This window comes from Pseudomonas sp. B21-021, assembly GCF_024749205.1.
GTDB classification, from domain to species: Bacteria; Pseudomonadota; Gammaproteobacteria; order Pseudomonadales; family Pseudomonadaceae; genus Aquipseudomonas; species Aquipseudomonas paraglycinae.
On sequence record NZ_CP087192.1, the window covers coordinates 4,583,804 to 4,605,084 of the forward strand.

The 21,281-nt window shown below is 60.9% G+C and carries 18 protein-coding genes; 10 read left to right on the forward strand and 8 right to left on the reverse strand.

The window, feature by feature from the left end:
• Positions 1–30: 30 nt before the first annotated feature.
• From LOY31_RS20465 to LOY31_RS20475, 3 genes are all read right to left on the reverse strand, one after another.
• On the reverse strand, positions 31–924 hold the full coding sequence (locus tag LOY31_RS20465; protein WP_085607121.1) for a pseudouridine synthase: 894 nt from the start codon (positions 922–924) through the stop codon (positions 31–33).
• Positions 925–993: 69 nt separating this feature from the next.
• On the reverse strand, positions 994–1,311 hold the full coding sequence (locus LOY31_RS20470; protein ID WP_007955735.1) for a hypothetical protein: 318 nt from the start codon (positions 1,309–1,311) through the stop codon (positions 994–996).
• Between the two features lie 165 nt (positions 1,312–1,476).
• On the reverse strand, positions 1,477–1,713 hold the full coding sequence (locus LOY31_RS20475) for a glutaredoxin family protein (RefSeq protein WP_007955734.1): 237 nt from the start codon (positions 1,711–1,713) through the stop codon (positions 1,477–1,479).
• Positions 1,714–1,903: 190 nt separating this feature from the next.
• Between LOY31_RS20475 and LOY31_RS20480 the strand changes: the two genes are divergently transcribed.
• The gene (locus LOY31_RS20480; RefSeq protein ID WP_221535311.1) at positions 1,904–3,616 is read left to right on the forward strand and encodes a monovalent cation:proton antiporter-2 (CPA2) family protein; all 1,713 of its coding nucleotides are present in this window, start codon (positions 1,904–1,906) and stop codon (positions 3,614–3,616) included.
• On the opposite strand, the gene LOY31_RS20485 is transcribed toward LOY31_RS20480, so the two are convergent.
• Complete coding sequence (locus LOY31_RS20485; protein ID WP_221535310.1) at positions 3,613–4,821, reverse strand: ammonium transporter; 1,209 nt, start codon at positions 4,819–4,821, stop codon at positions 3,613–3,615. The two genes, LOY31_RS20480 and LOY31_RS20485, sit on opposite strands and share 4 nt — an antisense overlap.
• 319 nt (positions 4,822–5,140) lie before the next feature.
• Here LOY31_RS20485 and LOY31_RS20490 point away from each other — a divergent pair, with 319 nt between their 5' ends.
• From LOY31_RS20490 to LOY31_RS20525, 8 genes are all read left to right on the forward strand, one after another.
• Entirely contained in the window at positions 5,141–5,455 is a 315-nt protein-coding gene (locus LOY31_RS20490; protein WP_221535309.1) for a YqjD family protein, read from the forward strand.
• A 2-nt stretch (positions 5,456–5,457) separates the two neighbouring features.
• The gene (locus LOY31_RS20495; RefSeq protein WP_007955728.1) at positions 5,458–5,844 is read left to right on the forward strand and encodes a phage holin family protein; all 387 of its coding nucleotides are present in this window, start codon (positions 5,458–5,460) and stop codon (positions 5,842–5,844) included.
• Positions 5,841–6,179 carry a hypothetical protein gene (locus tag LOY31_RS20500; RefSeq protein ID WP_064598290.1) on the forward strand — a complete coding sequence of 113 codons (339 nt, stop codon included), beginning with the start codon at positions 5,841–5,843 and terminating at the stop codon, positions 6,177–6,179. Before LOY31_RS20495 ends, LOY31_RS20500 begins: the two co-directional genes overlap by 4 nt.
• A 123-nt stretch (positions 6,180–6,302) precedes the next feature.
• The gene (locus tag LOY31_RS20505; RefSeq protein ID WP_085607125.1) at positions 6,303–7,466 is read left to right on the forward strand and encodes an EAL domain-containing protein; all 1,164 of its coding nucleotides are present in this window, start codon (positions 6,303–6,305) and stop codon (positions 7,464–7,466) included.
• A 68-nt stretch (positions 7,467–7,534) separates the two neighbouring features.
• The gene (locus LOY31_RS20510; protein ID WP_085607127.1) at positions 7,535–8,863 is read left to right on the forward strand and encodes a deoxyguanosinetriphosphate triphosphohydrolase; all 1,329 of its coding nucleotides are present in this window, start codon (positions 7,535–7,537) and stop codon (positions 8,861–8,863) included.
• A 346-nt stretch (positions 8,864–9,209) separates the two neighbouring features.
• On the forward strand, positions 9,210–9,836 hold the full coding sequence (locus LOY31_RS20515; protein WP_007955724.1) for a response regulator transcription factor: 627 nt from the start codon (positions 9,210–9,212) through the stop codon (positions 9,834–9,836).
• Between the two features lie 8 nt (positions 9,837–9,844).
• Entirely contained in the window at positions 9,845–13,489 is a 3,645-nt protein-coding gene (locus LOY31_RS20520; protein WP_258712154.1) for a transporter substrate-binding domain-containing protein, read from the forward strand.
• A 48-nt stretch (positions 13,490–13,537) separates the two neighbouring features.
• Positions 13,538–16,480 carry an HD domain-containing phosphohydrolase gene (locus LOY31_RS20525; protein WP_258712155.1) on the forward strand — a complete coding sequence of 981 codons (2,943 nt, stop codon included), beginning with the start codon at positions 13,538–13,540 and terminating at the stop codon, positions 16,478–16,480.
• Here LOY31_RS20525 and LOY31_RS20530 read toward each other — a convergent pair whose 3' ends face one another.
• Positions 16,481–16,963, reverse strand: a complete 483-nt coding sequence (locus LOY31_RS20530; RefSeq protein ID WP_011335287.1) for a GAF domain-containing protein — start codon at positions 16,961–16,963, stop codon at positions 16,481–16,483.
• Positions 16,960–17,850: an ATP-binding protein gene (locus tag LOY31_RS20535; protein ID WP_007955716.1), complete on the reverse strand. Its 891-nt coding sequence runs from the start codon at positions 17,848–17,850 to the stop codon at positions 16,960–16,962. Before LOY31_RS20535 ends, LOY31_RS20530 begins: the two co-directional genes overlap by 4 nt.
• A 124-nt stretch (positions 17,851–17,974) precedes the next feature.
• Between LOY31_RS20535 and LOY31_RS20540 the strand changes: the two genes are divergently transcribed.
• Positions 17,975–20,338, forward strand: a complete 2,364-nt coding sequence (locus LOY31_RS20540) for a response regulator (RefSeq protein ID WP_408980455.1) — start codon at positions 17,975–17,977, stop codon at positions 20,336–20,338.
• On the opposite strand, the gene LOY31_RS20545 is transcribed toward LOY31_RS20540, so the two are convergent.
• Positions 20,322–20,783: a MarR family winged helix-turn-helix transcriptional regulator gene (locus LOY31_RS20545; RefSeq protein ID WP_085607136.1), complete on the reverse strand. Its 462-nt coding sequence runs from the start codon at positions 20,781–20,783 to the stop codon at positions 20,322–20,324. The genes LOY31_RS20540 and LOY31_RS20545 overlap by 17 nt on opposite strands.
• The gene (locus tag LOY31_RS20550) at positions 20,780–21,265 is read right to left on the reverse strand and encodes a glutathione peroxidase (protein WP_085607138.1); all 486 of its coding nucleotides are present in this window, start codon (positions 21,263–21,265) and stop codon (positions 20,780–20,782) included. The genes LOY31_RS20545 and LOY31_RS20550 overlap by 4 nt, the downstream gene beginning before the upstream one ends.
• Positions 21,266–21,281: the final 16 nt, after the last annotated feature.

Here is a 21,281-nt window from a genome sequence, read left to right on the forward strand (position 1 = left end):
TGTCTGGCAAAAAAGGGTTGATACCCGGGATCACCAGTCCAGCGTGATCCGGCTTTCAAACTCCCGCACCTGCCCCGTGACCGGATCGATGAATCGCAACCCCTGCGCCAGCAGTTTGAGCGGATTGGCATAGTCATCTTCAACGTCTTTGAGCACTTCGGGGTAAAACGGATCATTGCAGATGCTCGCCCCCAGCGCCGTCATGTGCACCCGTAGCTGATGCTTCTTGCCGGTTACCGGATACAGGCCGTAGCGCCAGAGCTCGCCGTTCTTTTCACGAACCTCCACCGCCGTTTCGGTGTTACTCACACCCGGCCCTTCCTGCATGCGGAAAAACGGTTCACCGTCGATCATGCGGCTCTTGTGCACCAACGGGAAGTCCAACTCGGGCAGCGCGGCCGCAATGGCTTCATAGCGTTTTTCGATCTGCCGAGTCGGGAACAGTGACTGATACACCGACCGCGTCTGTGGATTGGCAGAGAAAATCACCAGCCCGGCCGTATGCCGGTCAATCCGGTGCAGCGGCACGAGATGGGGATTGTCCAGGCGCCGGATCAATCGGCGAAGCAGGGTCTGATCGACGTACTCGCCGGCCGGGGTCACCGGAAGGAAATGCGGCTTGTCTGCCACCACCAGATGCTCGTCCGCATACAGGATCGACTCGACCACCGGGATCGGCTTTTCATCCGGCACTTCACGAAAATAGTGAATGCGCAGCCCTTCCTTGTAGGGCAAGTCCAGCGCAATCGGCTGCCCCTGACCATCCAGCACCCGGCCCCGGGCGATTCGATCCAGCCATTGATCGCGCCCGATGGCACTGAAATGCTCACACAGGCAGTCGAGCACTGTCCGCCAGCTACCGGGGGGCAGATACAGCGTGCTGGCCTGATTCTGTGCGGCGGAAAACGTTGACGTGCTGGACATACGGAAAACTCTAACCTTCAAAGCAGAGAGGCATTATCCAACACCGGACGCGGCAGACCTAGCGCGGAATCAGGCGGGGATCGATTTGAGCGCCGCCGCCTCGGTGAATTCCTTGAGCCAGCGCAACACATCCACGGCGTCCCAACGGCCCGGATCGTACAAGGCGTACAAAAGCCCCTGATATCCGACCACATCCAGTTGCTTGTGATAGCCGGCACGCTGGAACAAGGCCTCGATCTCGGCAAAGCAGGTGTTGAAATGCAGCTTGTTGAAGGGAGTCTTGCCTTCCGTGACCAGACCGTCCAGGCGCAATTCGTGGACGGCCTCGCGCACCACGTCAACCGACATCCCGTTCACGCTGCTTTTCAACTGTTCGACATTGACCACGGTGGCTCCCTCTGACATCCGGCTTGCCCTGACGAATGCCCGGAAACGGCATGGCAGGCCAACCCAATTACTGTATGCGCATACAGTAACCGAATAACCCGAAAAGTGCCAAGCCGTGATTGAGCGAAGGTGACGAGCGCCACCAACGCGAAAGAGAAAGGGCCGTTAACGCAGGAATGCCACCACCTGATCGGCGCTGAACGGCCACCCCAGTTCCGCGCCGGTATCGACCCTTCGTAAGACCGGGATCCGCAGGCTGTAGGCCTCGAACCACGATTCATCGTCAGCAATATCCACCAGTTCCACCAGCAGACCATGCTCGACAAAAGGCATCAGCTCGGCCTCCGCGACTTCACACAAATGGCACCCCAGGGTGCCGAACAACTGGCATTCAGGAAGCATGTGCGCTCAACCCCAAAAATCGAGTGATCATTCTAGGCCTGCCCGCAAAGCCCGTCGACCCACCCACCGGGTTCGATCCCGCGCCTCGTAAAACCCTGATGTAAATCAGCCCACAAAATCGCCATTTACGCGATGCTCCGGTGTTTTTTACCTCTACGCTTGAAGAGCCTGACCTGTTCTGGAGTGCCTCGTGTTTGCCAATCTGCTGATCATTCTGGCGTCGTCCCTGGTGATGATTGCCCTGTTCCGTCGCCTGCGCCTGCCGCCTGTGCTGGGCTACCTGTGCGTGGGCTTGATGGTCGGGCCGAAGGCATTCGACTGGATCAATGAAAGCGAACATCTGCCGGATCTTGCCGAACTGGGCGTGGTGTTTCTGCTGTTTTCCCTGGGGCTGGAGTTTTCCCTGTCGAAAATGATTGCCCTGCGCCAGGTGGTTTTCCGTCTGGGCAGCCAGCAAGTACTGATCACCACATTCCTGCTGGGAGGCGTGCTGATGCTGTTGGGCATGCCCACTACACCGGCCTTGCTGATGGGCGCCGGCCTGTCGCTGTCATCCACGGCGATTGTGACCAAGGAGCTGGGCAGTCTCGGCGAAATCTTCAGCAGCCATGGCCAGAACGCGGTGGGCGTCCTGTTGTTCCAGGACGTGGTGGCCGTGTTGCTGCTGACGTTGGTACCGGTGTTCGCCGGCAGCAGTGATCAGGCCTGGTACTGGGCGTTGCCCCTGACCTTGTTGAAGACCGTATTGCTGTTTTTCGGTTTGTTGCTGGCCAGCCGCTGGCTGCTGCCCCGCCTGTTTCAGGAAGTCGCGGCATCCCGTTCCGCAGAGTTGTTCGTGCTGCTGGCGCTGGTGATCGTGTTGCTGACAGCCTGGCTGACCCACCTGCTGGGTCTTTCTCCGGCCCTCGGCGCGTTCCTCGCGGGCATGCTGCTGGGCGAGAGCCATTACCGGCATCAGATAGAGGCCGATATCCGGCCGTTTCGCGACATTCTGCTGGGACTGTTTTTCGTCAGCATCGGAATGTTGATCGACCTGCAACTGTTCGCCAGCCACAGCCTGCTGATTATCGGCATGACCCTGGGTTTGCTGGTGATCAAAGGCCTGGTGGTGGCGCTATTGGTGAAATGGCGCGGCAGCGACAGTGAAACGGCCTGGCGCAGCGGCCTCGCGCTCGCCCAGGGCGGTGAATTCTGCTTCGCCCTGATGGCGCAGATGCAGCAGAGCCGGCTGCTCCCCGCCGAGCTCGGTGCCCTGCTGCTCGCCGCCACCTTCTGCTCGATGCTGCTGACGCCCCTGCTGTTACGCGCCGCACCGCGCATCGCCGCCGCCCTGCACCGCAAGCCCAATCAGGAAGCGCAGATCGAGGAAATCAGCGCCCTCAATGCCGGGTTCGACGGGCATGTGGTGATCTGTGGCTACGGCCGTGTCGGTCAGTCGATCGGGCGCTTCATGCGCAATGCCGGGCAATCCTACGTCGCGCTGGACAACGATCCGGTACGGATTCAGGAAGCCGCTACCGCCGAACGCGACGTCCACTACGGCGATTCAACCCGCGGCGATCTGTTGATCGCTGTCGGTTTGCTGCGCGCCAGACTGCTGGTGATTGCCGTGGATCAAGCCGACGTGGCCTTGCGGGTTCTCAAGGAGGCCAGACGCCTCAACCCGACAGTGCCGATCCTGGTGCGCACCCGGGACGACAGCCAGTCGGCCGAGCTGAAAGCAGCCGGCGCCAGCGAAGTGGTGCCGGAACTGCTGGAGTCGAGCCTGATGCTCGGCTCCCATGCCCTGATCCTGCTGGGGTTTCCTGCGCACCGGGTGCAGGAGAAAGTCGATCAGGTGCGCATCGATCGTTATCGCCTGCTTCACGGCTTTTACCCCGGAGCCGACGATGAGGAGACCTAGTCCTGGCTCACCGCGCCGATCTTGTGCAGCGACAGGTCAGCGCCGTAGTACTCCTGTTCCTGGCTCAGGCGCAGACCATGCAGCGCCTTGATCGAACCGTAGACGGCGAAACCGCCGATCAGCGCCACCGTCACACCGAGGGCGCTGCCGATCAACTGGCTGATCAGGCTGACGCCACCGAGCCCGCCCAACGCGGTCGAGCCGAAGATCCCGCAGGCGATGCCGCCCCACACGCCACACAGACCGTGCAACGGCCACACACCCAGCACGTCATCGATGCGCCATTTGACCTGCGCCGCCGTGAAGCACCAGACAAACAGGGCGCCGGCAATCGCGCCGGTCACCAGCGCGCCGACCGGATGCATCAGGTCGGAACCGGCACACACCGCCACCAGCCCGGCAAGCGGGCCGTTGTGCAGAAAGCCCGGGTCGTTGCGCCCGACGATCAACGCCGCCACCGTGCCGCCGACCATCGCCATCAGCGAGTTGACCGCCACCAGTCCGCTGACCCCTTGCAGGGTCTGCGCGCTCATCACGTTGAAGCCAAACCAGCCGACGATCAGGATCCACGAACCCAACGCCAGAAAAGGAATGCTCGACGGCGCGAACGCCACCAGCCTGCCATCGCGATAGCGCCCGTTGCGCGGCCCGAGCAGCAACACCGCCGCCAGCGCCAGCCAGCCGCCCATGGCATGCACTACCACCGAACCGGCAAAATCATGGAAAGGGGCACCGAACTGCGCGGTCAGCCAGGCTTGCAGACCGTAGTTGCCGTTCCAGATCATGCCTTCGAAAAACGGGTAGATGAACGCCACGATCAGCGCCGTGGCGCACAGTTGCGGCACAAACCGCGCGCGCTCGGCGATGCCGCCAGAGATGATCGCCGGAATCGCCGCCGCAAAGGTCAGCAGGAAGAAAAACTTCACCAGCCCATAACCATGATCGGCACTGAGCACCGCCGCTGGTTGCAGGAAGGTCACCCCGTACGAAAGCCAGTAGCCTATAAAGAAATAGGCCAGGGTCGACACCGCAAAGTCGCTGAGAATCTTCGACAGCGCATTGACCTGGTTTTTCTGGCGAACCGTTCCGACCTCCAGAAACGCGAACCCGGCGTGCATGGCCAGCACCATGACCGCACCGATCAGAATGAACAATGTGTTGGAACTGTGAACCAGCGTGTCCACAGCGCTTTGCAGATTTTCCATGAGGAGGCAGACCCAAGGCTGAAAAAAGGCACCAAAGCGGTTCATGCGCACATTTCATGCACCAAGTTGCGACTGTGCGGTCACTGATCCGGTGGTCCGGTGAACCGCTTTGGCGCACAAGGTCGATGGGCTGACATGAACCCTCATCATCCGGGCGTTGCTTTGCCCGGTTTCGCGCCCGGCAACAGCGCACTGCCACCGATCGACGCACCACGACACAGCAAAAGTTGTACCAGCCATTTGCACTGAACCTTCACACTTGGCTCATACTCGAACGCTTCAGAACACCGCTTCAGAACGCCACTTACGGAGATCCCCCATGGCCAGCATCAAGGCAAAGACTGCTCAAGAAATCCTGATGAACGACTTCCAGACTCTGGTCAGCGACACTGAACGCTTGCTGGAACACACCGCCACGCTGGCCGGTGATCAGGCTGACGATCTGCGCGAACAGATCCACGAAAGCCTGCTGCGCGCACGGGAAACCTTGAAGCTGACCGAAGACACCCTGCGCGAGCGCGGTCAGGCTGCGGTCACCGCCACCGAAGAATATGTGTCGGCCAATCCGTGGCAATCGGTGGGCATCGCCGCTGGCGTCGGCTTCCTGATCGGCCTGCTGGCCACGCGGCGCTGATCATGTCGATCGGTGAATCCGGCCCGGACTCGGGCACCGCCTCCTCCACACGCCGTCTGGGTGCTGCCGTTCTCGGTTTGCTGCACAGCCACGTCGAACTGTTCGGCATCGAACTGCAGGAACAGAAAGCACGCACCGTCAGTCTGTTGCTGTTCGCCGGCCTGGCGCTGGTGTTTGCGCTGCTGCTGCTGGTCGGCCTGTCGACCCTCGTACTGATCGTGTTCTGGGACACCTATCGCCTGGCCGCAATCATTGGGCTGTGCGTGTTCTACACCCTGGCGGCAATCTTTTGCGCGCTGCGTCTCAAGGCCGCGATCTTCGATGAATCCTCGCCCTTCCACGGCACGCTGGAAGAACTGGCCAATGACCGGGAGCGCCTGCTGCCATGAGCCTGCCTGAACTTCCGCACAACAGCTCTCGCCGTGAAATGCGCAAGGCACTGATCCGTCTGCGCATGGAAATGCATCGTCAGGAAATCCGCCACGAAACCGGCCAGGTCCTGCAACCTCTGCAGCGCATGCGTGGCATGACGCAAAACCTGCAGGGCGGGTTCGGCATCAAGCACGCGCCGTTGTGGGGCGTGGCGGCCGTGACGCTGCTGGGTTTCATCACGGGAAAAGGGGCCAAGAGCGGAGGTGTCGGCGGCTTGACCCGACTGATCCGCCTGGGCACCAGCCTCGCTCCGCTGATCAAACTGGTCATGCAGAGTTCGAGCAAGCGCTGATCCCTCGCATCTGGCTGCATTCTTGCAATACCGGCGGGATTGAATCTCTTATCCGGAGGTTCAATCCCGCTTGCCTATCCGGCCGGCAGAATTCGACCAGAACAAGAACGACAAGGAGGCCCCGTGATCGACGGGCAACCGCTCGCCTGCTTTCAACCTTTCATCGATACCGCCACCGGACGCATTGCAGGGGTCGAGGCACTGGGTCGTCTGCGCCAGGCCGATGGCCAACTGGCGTCGGTCGGACCGCTGTTCGCCGACCCGCGCACCCCGGCCATCGCGCTGCGCCGAATGGACCGGCAGATTCGCGACAACGCGCTAAGTCGACTGCACGAGGCACCGCCGGACTGGTTTCTCAGCCTGAACATGTCACCGCGCTGGATCAGTCGATTGCGTGCCGACCAGGCGCTGCCGAGCCTGAAACAGCTCGCCCGGCATGGCATCGACCCGCAAAGGATAGTTTTCGAAATCACCGAGCTTGGCGGTAACAGCCAGCGCCTGAGCGAAGTCGTAGCGCGCTATCGCGATGCCGGCGCACGGATCGCCATCGACGATTTCGGCGCTGGTTATTCCCAGCTCGATCGCGTGCTGGCGCTGCAACCGGACATTCTCAAACTCGACATGCGCCTGTTCCAGGCCGCCGCACTTGGCGGACCGAGCAGTGACGTGGTCAAGGCCCTCGCGCAAATGGCCGAAAAGACTGGCTGCTGGATCATTGCCGAAGGCGTGGAAACCGCGGCGCAACTGAATTTCGCGCTGGAGTGCGGATCGCGTTACGTGCAGGGTTTTCTGTTCGCCCGCGCGCAGGAGGCGCTTTTTGGTACGGATGACTTCGTTGAACGCTTCGCCGAGCTGCGCCAGTCCTATGTGCGCCAGAAGCTGGCCGAACGCAGCAAACTGATGTTCATGCGCCAGCAGCTCAGCGAACTCATGACCATCCTGCAAACCTGGGCCCAGGCCCGCGCCCCGCTCAGTGCCCTGCCGCAGCTCGACGCCTTTCCCTGGCTGCTGCGCTTTTATCAGTGCGACCGTCACGGCACTCAGCTGACACCGAACCTGGAATGGCGACAAAGCGGCTGGGTGGCCGACAACCGCTACCTGGGCCACAACTGGTCATGGCGCCCGTACTTCTATCACCTGCTGGCCGAAGGCTGGGAAGAACGACGCCTGACCCTTTCCAACACCTATCGCGACGCCACCAGCAACCAGTATTGCCTGACCGCCGGACAGTTTTTCGATAACGGCGAGCGCCTGCTGCTGATCGACATCGATGCGGCGGGCTTGTAGTTGCGCTTGCAGATGCCAGCCTGAACCGGGAAGCTAGGGAATCAGTCACCAGACGGAGAGAATCAGCCTTGGATTGGCATACCCTGCTCAACCGCGAACGTCTCGGCAAACCATTGCACAGCCCGCAGGAACTTGGCCGCAGCCCGTTCCATAAAGACCATGACCGCATCATCTTCTCCGGCGCCTTCCGCCGCCTGGGGCGCAAGACCCAGGTGCATCCGGTGTCGAGCAACGACCACATTCACACGCGCCTGACCCACTCGCTGGAAGTCAGTTGCGTCGGCCGTTCGCTGGGGATGCGCGTGGGCGAAACCCTGCGCCGCGCCTTGCCCGAATGGTGCGAGCCGAGCGATCTGGGCATGGTGGTGCAGTCGGCCTGCCTGGCGCACGACATCGGCAACCCGCCATTCGGCCACTCCGGCGAAGATGCGATCCGTCACTGGTTCCAGCAGGCTGCCGGACGCGGCTGGCTGGATGCGATGAGTGATGCGGAACGCGGTGACTTCCTGAACTTCGAAGGCAATGCGCAGGGCTTCCGGGTACTCACGCAACTGGAGTATCACCAGTTCGACGGCGGCACCCGGCTGACCTACGCCACCCTCGGCACTTACCTGAAGTACCCGTGGACCGCGCGTCACGCCGACTCCCTCGGTTACAAAAAGCACAAGTTCGGTTGTTACCAGAGCGAACTGCCGTTGCTCGAACAGATCGCCCACAAGCTGGGTCTGCCGCAGCTGGAAGAGCAACGCTGGGCGCGCCATCCGCTGGTGTATCTGATGGAGGCGGCGGACGACATCTGCTACGCCTTGATCGATCTGGAAGATGGCCTGGAAATGGAGCTGCTGGATTACGCCGAAGTCGAGTCGCTGCTGCTCGGTCTGGTCGGCGATGACCTGCCGGAAACCTATCGCCAGCTCGGCCCGCAGGATTCGCGCCGGCGCAAACTGGCAATCCTGCGCGGCAAGGCCATCGAGCACCTGACCAACGCTGCGGCCCGCGCCTTCGTCGAACAACAGGATGCGCTGCTGGCCGGTACGCTGCCGGGGGATCTGGTGGAGCATATGCACGGTCCCGCCAAACGCTGCGTCCTAAACGCCAAGGACATCGCCCGCAAGAAAATCTTCCAGGACAAGCGCAAGACCCTGCACGAAATCGGCGCCTACACGACCCTGGAGATTTTGCTCAACGCCTTCTGCGGTGCGGCCCTGGAACAGCACAACGGCCGCACGCCGTCGTTCAAGAGCCGCCGGATTCTCGATCTGCTGGGCAACAATGCGCCGGATCCGCACGGCCCCTTGCACGCGTCGTTCCTGCGCATGATCGACTTCATCGCCGGCATGACCGACAGCTACGCCAGCGACATGGCGCTGGAAATGACCGGACGTTCCAGTCATTGACGCCTGCCGCCCGACCGATCTGCAATGGATCGGTCGGGTCTGGTGCAGTAGCGGCGAAAAGACAAGTCTTCCTTTTTTATAGTTTCAAGAAGACAGAAACAAACAACGAATAATAGCTTCAACCTTGACCGCACAAACTTTTCCTGCGCATCTGCCAAATTAATCAAGTACAACGCTTGAACATCTCACGCCTCTACCTACGTCAAACCTAGTTAACACGTAGTCTGATTCCTCTTTATTTGTAGGACTTCTCCTTGATTGCCGCTGACGCCCTGTCAGTTCATGCGTGCGTTCATTCATCTGAGCTAAGGTTCGCCCTTTATTTGCGCTCGTATGGGATTTGATTATGAACTCCGTTTTTATTGTCGACGATCACCCGGTCATCCGCCTCGCCGTTCGAATGCTGCTGGAGCATGAAGGTTATAAAGTCGTCGGAGAAACCGATAATGGTGTCGATGCCATGCAGATGGTTCGCGAATGCATGCCCGACCTGATCATCCTCGACATCAGCATTCCCAAGCTCGACGGCCTGGAGGTCCTGGCCCGCTTCAACTCCATGAGTTCGCCGTTCAAGACGCTGGTGCTGACCGCACAATGCCCGACCCTGTTCGGCATCCGCTGCATGCAGTCAGGTGCGTCGGGGTATGTGTGCAAACAGGAAGACTTGAGTGAACTGGTCAGTGCAATCAAAGCTGTGCTGTCCGGTTACAACTACTTTCCCAGCCAGGCTTTGAATCCTGTTCGTCACGATGATGTGCGCTATGTAGAACTTGAACTTTTCAAATCCGTCAATGACCGGGAACTGATGGTCCTGCAACTGTTTGCCCAAGGGCGCACCAACAAGGAAATTGCCAAAGGCATGTTTCTCAGCAATAAAACCGTCAGCACTTATAAAAAACGCCTGATGCAAAAACTGAAAGCCAAGTCCCTTGTAGAACTTATCGAAATGGCCAAACGTAACGCACTCGTGTGAGAGCCAACATGCCCCGTCGCTTAAAGAATTTTCTGATTGCATTGAGTGCATGCCTGAGTCTCAGCGCGCCTGTCACAGTTGCATCGCCTGGTTTTCAGGACTTTGCCCTGCTCGCGCGCTCGACCGATCGATCGCTACCGGTCTTGTTCGAGCCATCACAAGCGGCGTGGCTGCACACTCGCAAAGAGTTGATTCTGGGAGCCTCAGCTCCCGACTATCCGCCCTTCGACATGACCACCAGCGGTCACGACTTCGAGGGGTTCACGGCGGATTACGCCGGACTGATTGGCCAGGCGACCGGACTGCCGGTCAAGGTCAGGCGCTTCGCCTCGCGAGAAGCCGCGATCCGGGCATTGATCGACGGCAGCATCGACATCCTGGGTACGTCCAACGGTTTCGAAGCGGAGAACCCTGACATCGTGTTGTCACGACCCTATGCAGTCGACCAGCCGGTGCTGGTGACCCGCGAAGGCGAAACCCGCTCGCTGACCGAAGGCCTGGCCGGTCTGCGGCTGAGCATGCTCTATCACTACCTACCGCTGGATGAGGTCAAGGCGATGTATCCCAAAGCCCTCATCACGTCCTATCCGTCCTACCAGAACGCAATCAACGCGGTCGCATTCGATCAGGCGGACGTATTTCTCGGCGACACCATCTCCACCCACTACATGATCAGCAAGGGTTACCTGAACAACATTCGCATGGCCAATTTCGGCAAGCACGAGGCCCACGGTTTCAGCTTCGCCGTGCATCGCAACAACGCGCAACTGACCGGCATCATCGACACCGTGCTCAAGGCTGTCCCGGGCAGCGAGCGCGAAAACATCGCCAAACGCTGGAGCGTCGGCAGCGACACACTGCTCACCGACCAGAAGCTGCAACTGACCCGACGCGAAGAACAATGGCTGAAAAAGCATCCGGTGGTGAGTGTGGTCGTCAACGAGGCCTTCGCTCCGCTGACGTTCTTCGACAGTGAAGGCAACTTTCGCGGCATCAGTGCCGACCTGCTCGAACTCATTCGCCTGCGCACCGGTCTGCGTTTCGAGATACGCCGCAGCCGCAGCGATGCCGAGATGATCAAGCAGATTGAAAATCACCAGGCCGACCTGATTGCCGCCCTGCTGCCCACCACCCAACGCGAAGAAACCCTGACCTTCAGCCGTCCCTACCTGGAAAACTCCTACGTGCTGTTGACCCGAAAAGCGGCCGACAGCCCGACACACCTGGGCCAGCTCAAACGCAAGCGGCTGGCGATTGCCCAAGGCAATCCGATGATCGAATATCTGCGCACCGAATTTCCGCGTATTCAGCTGATCGAAACGCCGGACACCTTCAGCGCCGTGGCACTGCTCGACGAAGGTCAGGTCGAGGGCGCCGTGAACTCGCTGGTCATCGCCAACTACTTCATTACTTCCCGCATCTTTGAACAGCCACTGCAGATCACCACCACCATCGGCACACGTCAGGCGGCTTTCTCGCTGGCAACCGCCCGGGACAACACGGAGCTGGGCTCGATCATCGACAAGACGCTGATGAGCATCACCCCCGAAGAACTGGGCATCATCAACGGGCGCTGGCGGGGATACTCGAGCGTTTCACAAGGCACCTGGCGCCAATACCAGCGTTTTTTCTATCAAGTGATCGGCGGCGCCTGCCTGCTGTTGCTGCTGTCGCTGTTGTGGAATGCCTACATGCGCCGCCAGATCAGACAACGCAAGGCGGCCGAACGGGCCTTGAATGACCAGCTGGAATTCATGGGCTCACTGGTCAACGGCACCCCCCACCCCATCTACGTGCGTGACCGCCAGGGCGTCCTGCAAAGTTGCAATGACAGCTATCTCCAGGCGTTCAATGCCCGGCGCGAAGACGTCATTGGCAAAAGCGTGATGCAGGGTGCATTGAACAATGCTTTCGAGGCCCTGACGTATCAGGCCGACTATCAGCGGGTAGTGGCCGAGGGTAAACCGCTGGTGCTCGACCGGCCCTTGCAGATCGGCAACCGGCACCTGACGATCTATCACTGGATCCTGCCGTACCGGGACTCCAGCGGTGAAGTCCAGGGAATCATCGGCGGCTGGATCGACATCAGTGAGCGCCGCGAACTGCTCGACGAACTTCGCGCAGCCAAGGAACGGGCAGACGATGCCAACCGGGCCAAGAGTACGTTTCTGGCGACCATGAGCCACGAGATCCGCACCCCGATGAACGCCGTGATCGGCATGCTCGAGTTGACGCTCAAGCGCATGGATCAGGCTCATCCGGATCGCTCGGGCATCGAAACGGCCTACCACTCCGCCAAGGACTTGCTGGGCCTTATCGGCGACATCCTGGACATTGCGCGCATCGAATCCGGGCGGCTGAGCCTGAACCCCGAACGAATCAACCTGATCGATACCGTCGGCTCGGTGGTCAGAATCTTCGAAGGTCTCGCCCGGCAAAAACAGCTCTCACTGACCGTGTCCGTCTCTCCCCCTGAACTGAATGTCGATGTACACCTCGACCCGCTGCGCTTCAAGCAGGTGCTGTCGAACCTGATCAGCAATGCCATCAAGTTCACCGAAGCAGGACACATCAGAATCACGCTGGACGTTCTACCCACGGACGACCCCGAACGCTCGGTGATGCAATTGACCGTACAGGACAGCGGCATCGGGATCACGACGCAGGATCAGTCGCGCCTGTTCGAACCCTTCGCCCAGGCCGGCAACGGCGGGCAGCGAACCGTCGGTGGTGCGGGACTGGGGCTGGTCATCAGCCGCAACCTGTGCGAGATGATGGGTGGAAAACTGCGGTTGAGCAGCCTCCCCGGAATCGGCACTCAGGTCACTGTTTCTCTGCCGGTGGCGATCCTGCCTGCGCAAGTGGCGAGAGCTGAAGAGGAACCACAGATTCAGGCCCCCCTCATTCCGTTGACGGTTCTGGTGGTCGATGACCACCCGGCCAACCGGCTGCTGATGTGCCAACAGCTTGAATACCTCGGCCATCGTTTCTGTATCGCCGAAGATGGTTTGCGCGGGCTGGAACAATGGAAAAATGGCGAATTCGATCTGGTCATCGCCGATTGCAACATGCCCGTCATGAACGGTTACGAGCTGACCCGGGCGATTCGTCAGCACGAAAAAATCACCCGTCGTCCGGCCTGCACGGTGCTGGGGTTCACCGCCAATGCCCAGCCGGAGGAGATCCTGCGCTGCAAACAGGCCGGCATGAACGAGTGTCTGTTCAAACCCCTGAGCCTGAACAGCCTGAGCCAATGGGTCGGCAGTATTCAGCCGCTGTTCCGTGCGCCGGTGTTCAATCTGCAAGGGCTCACGCTGCTGACCGGTGGCAACCCGTCCCAGACTCACCGCTTGCTGGCAGAACTGCTCAACAGCAGTCGTCTTGACCGGCAGGAATTGCAGGCCCTGTCCCTCACCCGGGATCCTCCCGCGCTGGCCGTCATCGCCCACAAGATCAAGGGCGCCGCGCGCATTGCCCAAGCCTCGCGCCTGATCGACAGCTGCGATGCGCTTGAGCTGGCGTGCCTGCAAGCACAGCCGGGGGATGAGATCGAGCGTCGCTGCCAGGCCAGCCGTCTCGCCATCCTGGAACTGGAGCAGGCACTGGAACAGCAACTGAACCGGATCAGCGAGAGCAAAGTGACCGGGGCTTAACTATGCTTGGACGCTGAGCAGTGTGCTTACCTACACGGAGAGTCCGCAATGCCCAGCCCACTGCGCCCGGAACAACGCCGGTTTCCGCTGCATGTGCACATCAGCGTCATGTTCACCTTTCTGCTGTTGCTCACCGGGGTGGTGCTGGGTCTGTTCAACTATCGACAGACCACACAGATCATCCTGTCGAGCAGCGAAAAACTGTTCAACCGCATCGAGCAGGATGTGCGCCTTGATCTGCAGGCCACTTATGCACCGATCCGGCACCTGCTAAGCCTGCTGGCGGACACCCCCGCCGCCCGCTCTTCCGGCCTCGAACAGCGTCTGGCGCTGCTAAAGCCGTTCAGCCAGTCCCTGACGGACAACCCGGATCTGGCCTCGCTGTACCTGGGTTATGGCAACGGCGATTTTTTCATGGTCCGTCATTTGCGCACGCCGGCGCTGAAAACCCTGCTCAAGGCACCGGACGCCGCGGCGTTTCAGGTCTGGAGCATCGAACATGACGCCAGCGGTCAGGCGCATTCGCAGTCGCTGTTCTTCGATCAGGCACTGTCCCCGGTCGGCCGGCAGGACAACCCCGACGATCCTTATGATCCTCGCAGCCGTTCCTGGTACATCAACGCGCGGCAACAGACCGAACAGATCACCACCGAACCCTACGTCTTTTTCTCCACCCACAACGTCGGCACGACGCTGGCCCGACGCAGCGGTGATGACGCGGTGATCGGCGCCGACCTGACCCTCGACGCACTCTCCGCAACCCTGATCAAACACGTGGTGACACCGGCCACGGAAATCGTCCTGTTCGACGCCGAAGGCAACGCCGTGGCCTACCCCGACAGCAGCCGGCTGATCGTCGATGACCGTACGGCGCGTCTGGCCAAGGCTGCCGACTTGAGCCCCGCCCTTGGCGCCTTGTTGTCCGGCCATCAGGGCAATCGGCTCAAGGCCGACGGCCGACTATGGATCGTCGCCCGCAGCCAGTTGCAGGAAGGCGGGCCGAAAGGTTTGCAGATGGCGTTGCTGGTGCCGGAGGACGAGTTGCTGGTCGACGCCTATCGCATGCGCTGGCAAGGCGCGCTGATCACCTTGGCCACCCTGCTGTTGTGCCTGCCGCTCGGGTGGCTGATCTCGCGGATTCTGGTCAAGCCGCTGCATGCGCTGGTCAAGGAGGCCGATGCGATTCGCAGTTTCGATTTCAATTTTCCCGTGACCCGTCGATCACCGGTGCTGGAGGTCGACCAGTTGAGTCTGTCGATGGCCCGCATGAAGGACACCTTGGCCAGTTTCTTCCGGATCACCGACAGCCTGACCGCCGAAACCCGCTTCGCCCCGTTGCTGCAACGAGTCCTGTTCGAGACCGTGCAGATCGCCCAAGCCCAGGCGGGCCTGATTTATCTTCGCGAAAATGATGGCAACCGGATGGAGCCCTACGGACTGGTGGTGGATGGCGCGTCACAAGCCCTGGCCGCGTTCGATATTCAGGGGCGCAATCTTGACGCTACTCAGGGCCCCGAATGGTTTCGGGAACTGGCGAACGCCAACACCGTCGTGAGCAATCTGGGTTTCGAACAGGCCACCGACTTGCAGAAAGTGCTGCTGGCCATGGAGTCGCCAAGGGTGCACCTGATCGGTATCCGTTTGCATAACCGACACAACGAGACCGTCGGCCTGCTGGTACTGCTGATCAATGACAGCGGCACGGCGAGTGATCTGGAAAAGCTGCGGCCCGACCGCATTGCCTTCCTGCAAGCGGTGTCCGGGGCAGCGGCGGTGAGTATCGAAAGCCAGCGCCTGCAAGCCCGGCAGAAGCAACTGCTGGATGCGTTCATTCAACTGCTGGCCGGCGCCATCGATGCCAAGAGTCCTTATACCGGCGGGCATTGCCAGCGCGTGCCGGAGCTGACCCTGATGCTCGCCCATGCCGCCGCAGCCAGTGAGGCGCCGGCCTTCAGCGATTACCAGCCGAACGAAGACGAATGGGAGGCCCTGCACATCGCCGCCTGGCTGCACGATTGCGGCAAGGTCACGACCCCGGAATACGTGGTCGACAAAGCCACCAAACTGGAAACCCTGAACGATCGCCTGCACGAAATCCGCACCCGCTTCGAAGTGCTCAAGCGCGATGCCTGGGTCAGCTACTGGCAAGCCCTGGCCATGGGCGGCGAAGAACGGCAACTGGCCGAGCTGCGCGACGCAACCCTGACGGCACTGGATGATGATTTTGCATTCGTCGCCCACTGTAATCTGGGCAGTGAAGCGATGGCCGAGGCCGACCTGCAACGCCTGCAAGGCATCGCGAAACGCCCATGGACGCGCACGCTGGATGATCGGCTGGGCCTGTCATGGGAAGAGAACCGGCGTCAGTCACGCACCCCGGCACCGACCTTGCCGGTCACCGAACCGTTGCTGGCAGACAAGCCCGAACATCTGCTGGAACGCGCCGAAGGCGAGTTGATTCCCGAGGACAATCCGTGGGGCTTCAAGCTCGACGTGCCACCGTACAAATACAATCGCGGCGAGCTGTACAACCTGAGCATTCCTCGGGGAACCCTGACCCGCGAGGAACGCTACATCATCAACCACCACATGGTGCAGACGATCCTGATGCTCAGCCACCTGCCCTTCCCCGGGCATCTGAACAGCGTCGCGGAAATCGCCGGCGGGCATCACGAAAAGATGGATGGCACCGGTTATCCCAAGCGCCTGAAGCGCGAAGACATGAGCCTGCCGGCGCGCATGATGGCGATTGCCGATATTTTCGAAGCCCTGACCGCTGCCGATCGCCCGTACAAAAAAGCCAAGTCCCTCAGTGAAGCGCTGGGGATCATGGCCACCATGTGCCGCGAGGCGCACATCGATGCGGAGTTGTTCGGGCTGTTCATCCGCGATGGCGTGTATCTGCAGTACGCCACGCGGTTTCTCGATCCACGGCAGATCGATGCCGTGGACCCGGCGGCCGTGCTGCTCAAGGCAGGCCTGGCGGCGTGATCAGCAGTCGGTCAGACGCAGGAAGATCGCCGCCAGTTGTTCGATCCCGGCCTGATCGTCGGCACCGAAACGCGCGAGCTTCGGACTGTCGAGGTCGAGCACGCCGATCAGGCGACCGTCCTTGACCAATGGCACGACCAGCTCGCTGTTCGACGCGCTGTCGCAAGCGATATGGCCTGGAAACGCGTGAACGTCTTCGACCCGTTGCGTCTGCAGGCTGGCAGCCGCCGCGCCGCACACACCGCGACCGAACGGAATGCGCACGCAGGCGATCTGGCCCTGGAATGGGCCGAGCACCAGCTCTTCGTTGCGATTGAGGTAGAAACCAGCCCAGTTCAGGTCATCGAGCTGGTTGAACAGGAACGCCGAAAACTGCGCGGCGTTGGCGATGAAATCGCGCTCGTCCGCCAGCAGCGATTCCAGTTGCGCGGCCAACATGCCATAGCCTTCGAGGCCTTGGCCGCTCTGTTGCAAATCAATCATGCCTTGTGCTCCAACAATTTCAGTCCCACCCAGTAACGGGCGAATTGGTACGCGCAACGTCCGTTGCGGTTGCCACGGCCGGTTGCCCAGCGCACGGCGAGAATGTCCAGTTGTTCGTCGCGCTCCCAGCTCAGGCCGGCCTTGGCGGCCAACTGGCCGATCCAGTGTTCGACGACGTTTAGGAAATGTTCCTGGGTAAACGGATAGAACGACAGCCACAGGCCGAAGCGATCCGAGAGCGCGATCTTGTCTTCAACCGCCTCGCTCGGATGCAGTTCACCATCGACGCGCTTCCAGTTTTCGTTGTCGCTTTCCTTTTCCGGCACCAGATGGCGACGGTTGGAAGTGGCGTACAGCAACACGTTGTCCGGCGCCTGTTCAAGCGAGCCGTCCAGCACGCTTTTCAGCACGCGATAGTCGCCTTCGCCGGACTCGAACGACAGGTCGTCGCAGAACAGCACAAAACGCTGCGGCAGCTTGGCGATCTGCTCCACCACCCGTGGCAGGTCTGCCAGGTGATCGCGTTCGATTTCGATCAGGCGCAAACCGGCCTTGGCATGCTCTGCCAGCAGCGCGCGGACCAGCGACGATTTACCGGTACCGCGCGAACCCCACAGCAGCGCATGGTTGGCCGGCATGCCATCGAGGAATTGCTGAGTGTTGCGGCCTAGTTGCTCCAGCTGCCGATCGACGCCGATCAGGTCCGACAAGCGCATGTCGAGGCTGACTTCCAGCGGCAGCAGATAACCGCTGCGACCGTCACGCTGCCAGCGTGCGGCGAGGCAGGTACCCCAGTCGATGACCGGGCGTGGAGCCGGCAGCAGTGGTTCGATCCGCGCCAGAACCGACTCGGCGCGTTCAAGAAAAGCATTCAATCGGGAATCCACGTCTTCTCCTCGGGCTCGTTCACAGTGATGATGGCGGTGCAGCGACGACAGACAGCGTTCGAAACCTGTCCCGGGCCTTGTTACAAGGCGCTTCGGGAACCCCGGAATCCGTGCATGATCGACTATGCTTGAGCAGCGAAGGGAAACGGAAGTGGTTCAACACCCCATGGATATCAAATTCACCCACCGGCTGTCGTACAAACAGGCCCGGCTTACCGTGCTGGTCGGGTTCATTCTGGGCACGCTGCTCAGCCTGCTGCAAATCGGCATCGATTATGCCAGTGAAGACGCGTCCATCAACCGTGAAATCCTGTCTTTGCTGGAAATCAGCCATAACCCGGCCTCGCGCATCGCCTACAACATCGATGCCGAACTGGCGCAGGAACTGACCCTGGGCCTGCTGCGCTCGCCGGCGATCATTTCCGCACAACTGACCGACAACAATCAGACGGTGCTGGCCAACGTCAAACGCCCGGAGCTGCAAAGCGGCTACCGGATGATCAGCGACTTCCTGTTCGGCGCCAAACGCCAGTTCGAAGACCGCCTCTACCTCGATCACTTGCCCAACGAATCCCTTGGCACCTTGAAACTGGAAGTCGACACCTACGCGTTCGGCAGCCGCTTCCTGCGCCGGGCCGAGGTCACGCTGCTCAACGGGTTTGCCCGCAGCCTGATTCTCACCGGGATTCTGCTCGCGCTGTTCTACGTGATGCTGACCAAACCGCTGGTGCGGGTGATCCGCGAACTCAGCGGCCGCGACCCGCGCAGCGCCGAGCCGACGACCCTGGAATGTCCGGGCGGGCACGCCAACGACGAGATCGGCGTGCTGGTCAAGGTTGCCAACCAGCAGTTCGAAAACATCGCCACGGAAATCCAGCAGCGGCGCAATGCGGAAAACCGCCTCACCGACTACCTCGCGCAACTCGAAGACATCGTGTCCGCGCGTACCGCCGAGCTCAAGGCGATCAACGCACGGCTCAGCCAGTCCAACCAGGAACTGGAAGTGGCCCGCAGCACGGCACTGGACATGGCCGAAGCGCGTTCGGCCTTTCTCGCCAACATGAGCCACGAGATCCGCACCCCGCTCAACGGCCTGCTCGGGATGATCGCCCTGTCGCTCGACGGCCCGCTCAACGCCGAACAGCAGCAACAACTGTCGATCGCCCACGACTCGGGCAAAGTGCTGGTAGAGCTACTCAACGATATTCTCGACCTGTCGAAATTCGATGCCGGGCAACTGGAACTTGAACACATTCCGTTCGATCTCGGCTCGCTGATCGAAGACACCGCCAACCTGCTGTCGCAGAACGCAGCGCCGAGCGTTGAACTGACTTGCCTGATCGATCCGTACTTCCCGGCGCTGGTGCTCGGCGATCCGACCCGGGTCAGGCAGATCGTCAGCAACCTTCTGTCCAATGCGCTGAAATTCACCCGTTTCGGTCGGGTCGATGTGCGCTTGTCCACCTGGAAGGACGGCGTCCGGATCGAAGTCTGCGACACCGGCATCGGCATTGCCCAGGAAGCGCAGGTGAAGATTTTCCAGCCGTTCACCCAGGCGGGCGCCGGCATCACCCGCCAGTACGGCGGCACCGGGTTGGGCCTGGCATTGACCTACAACCTGTGCGAAGCCATGCAAGGGCGTCTGACCATCAGTTCCGAAGTGGGTTTTGGCAGTCAGTTCTGCGCCGAACTGCCACTGCCCTGCCACACCCGCGCGGTGATTCCGCCACCGTTGCACGGCAAGGTGCTGGCGATCACCAACGCGGTCAGCGGGCTGGCGGAGCTGCTGGAAAGTCTGCTGCCGGTCTGGGGGCTGACCTACGAACAACGAACCCTCGACGACCCACTGCTCGGCCTGTCCCCCGACGTCATCATCACCGACTGCCCGGAATGCCTTTTCGGCCTGCGCCCGGCGATGACGGCACCGATTCTGCTGGTGACTGCTTACGGCAGTTTCATGCCAGGTGAAGAAGCCACCGCCCTCGCCCCGTTGCAACAGCAGGCCCGACCACTGGCTCGTAACGCGCTGTATCAGAATCTGCGCCGGACGCTGTTGCCGGATCTCACCACCATCGATCGCGCACGCCTCGAAAGCGTGCCGTCGCAGCGGCGCGGTCGGGTGCTGTTAGTGGAGGACAACCCGGTCAACCAGTTGGTGGCCAAGGGCATGTTGGGCAAACTCGGCTGCGACGTTGTAGTCGCCGCCCATGGCGTGGAAGCGCTGGATCAGCTGGAACACGACGAATTCGATCTGGTGCTGATGGACTGCAACATGCCGGTGATGGACGGCTACGAAGCCAGCCGCCAGATCCGCCAAAGCGGACGCTGGCCGCATCTGCCGATCGTCGCCCTGACCGCCAACGCCATGTCCGAGGAACGCGAACGTTGCCGGGCGGCGGGCATGAGCGACTACCTGGCCAAGCCGTTCCGCCGTGAAGAGCTGGCGGCGCTGCTGGACCAGTGGATTCCGACTACGACAGTGCTTTGATCTGCCCCAGCAGGTGATCGAGACCGTCGCGCAAGTCATTGAGCCGGTCCAGATCCACCCCGCTGTCGCACAACAGCCGCGCCTTCAACGGCCCGACCTGTTCACGCAGCGTCTGCCCTTGCGGCGTTAGGCTCAGATGAACCTCACGCTCGTCACGGGCCGAGCGCTGACGCTGGACCAGTTGCAGTTGCTCCAGACGCTTGAGCAACGGCGTCAGCGTGCCGGAATCCAGTGCCAGACGCTCACCCAGCGCCTTGACCGTCGGTTGCTCCGGCGCGGTTTGCTGCCATTCCCACAACACCAGCATCGCCAGGTATTGCGGGTAGGTCAGGCCAAGCTGATCGAGCATCGGTTTGTAGGCACGGATCACCGCCCGCGATGCGGCATACAACTTGAAGCACAGCTGACTGTCGAGCTTCAGCGAATCGGCGGACAGGCTGTTCATTTGAGCAGGGCTTCGATCTCGCGGCTCAGATCCTGCGGCTTGGTGGCCGGGGCGAAGCGCTTGACCAACTGGCCGTCCTTGCCGATCAGGAACTTGGTGAAATTCCACTTGATGCCCTGAGAGCCCAGCACGCCTGGCGCGCGTTTCTTCAACTGCACGAACAGTGGATGCGCGCCGTTACCATTAACTTCGATCTTCTTGAACAGCGGGAAGCTGACACCGTAGTTCAGCTCGCAGAACTCGCTGATGGCGCCCTCGTTGCCCGGCTCCTGCTTGCCGAACTGATTGCACGGGAAGCCCAGCACCACCAGGCCCTGATCCTTGTAGGTCTGCCACAGTTCCTCAAGGCCTTTGTACTGCGGCGTGAAACCGCATTTGCTGGCGGTATTGACCACCAGCACAGCTTTGCCGGCGAAATCGGCGAGGGTCTTTTGCTCGCCTTTGATGGTGGTGCACGGAATGTTCAGCAGGTTATCGCTCATGGTGCGCACTCTTGAA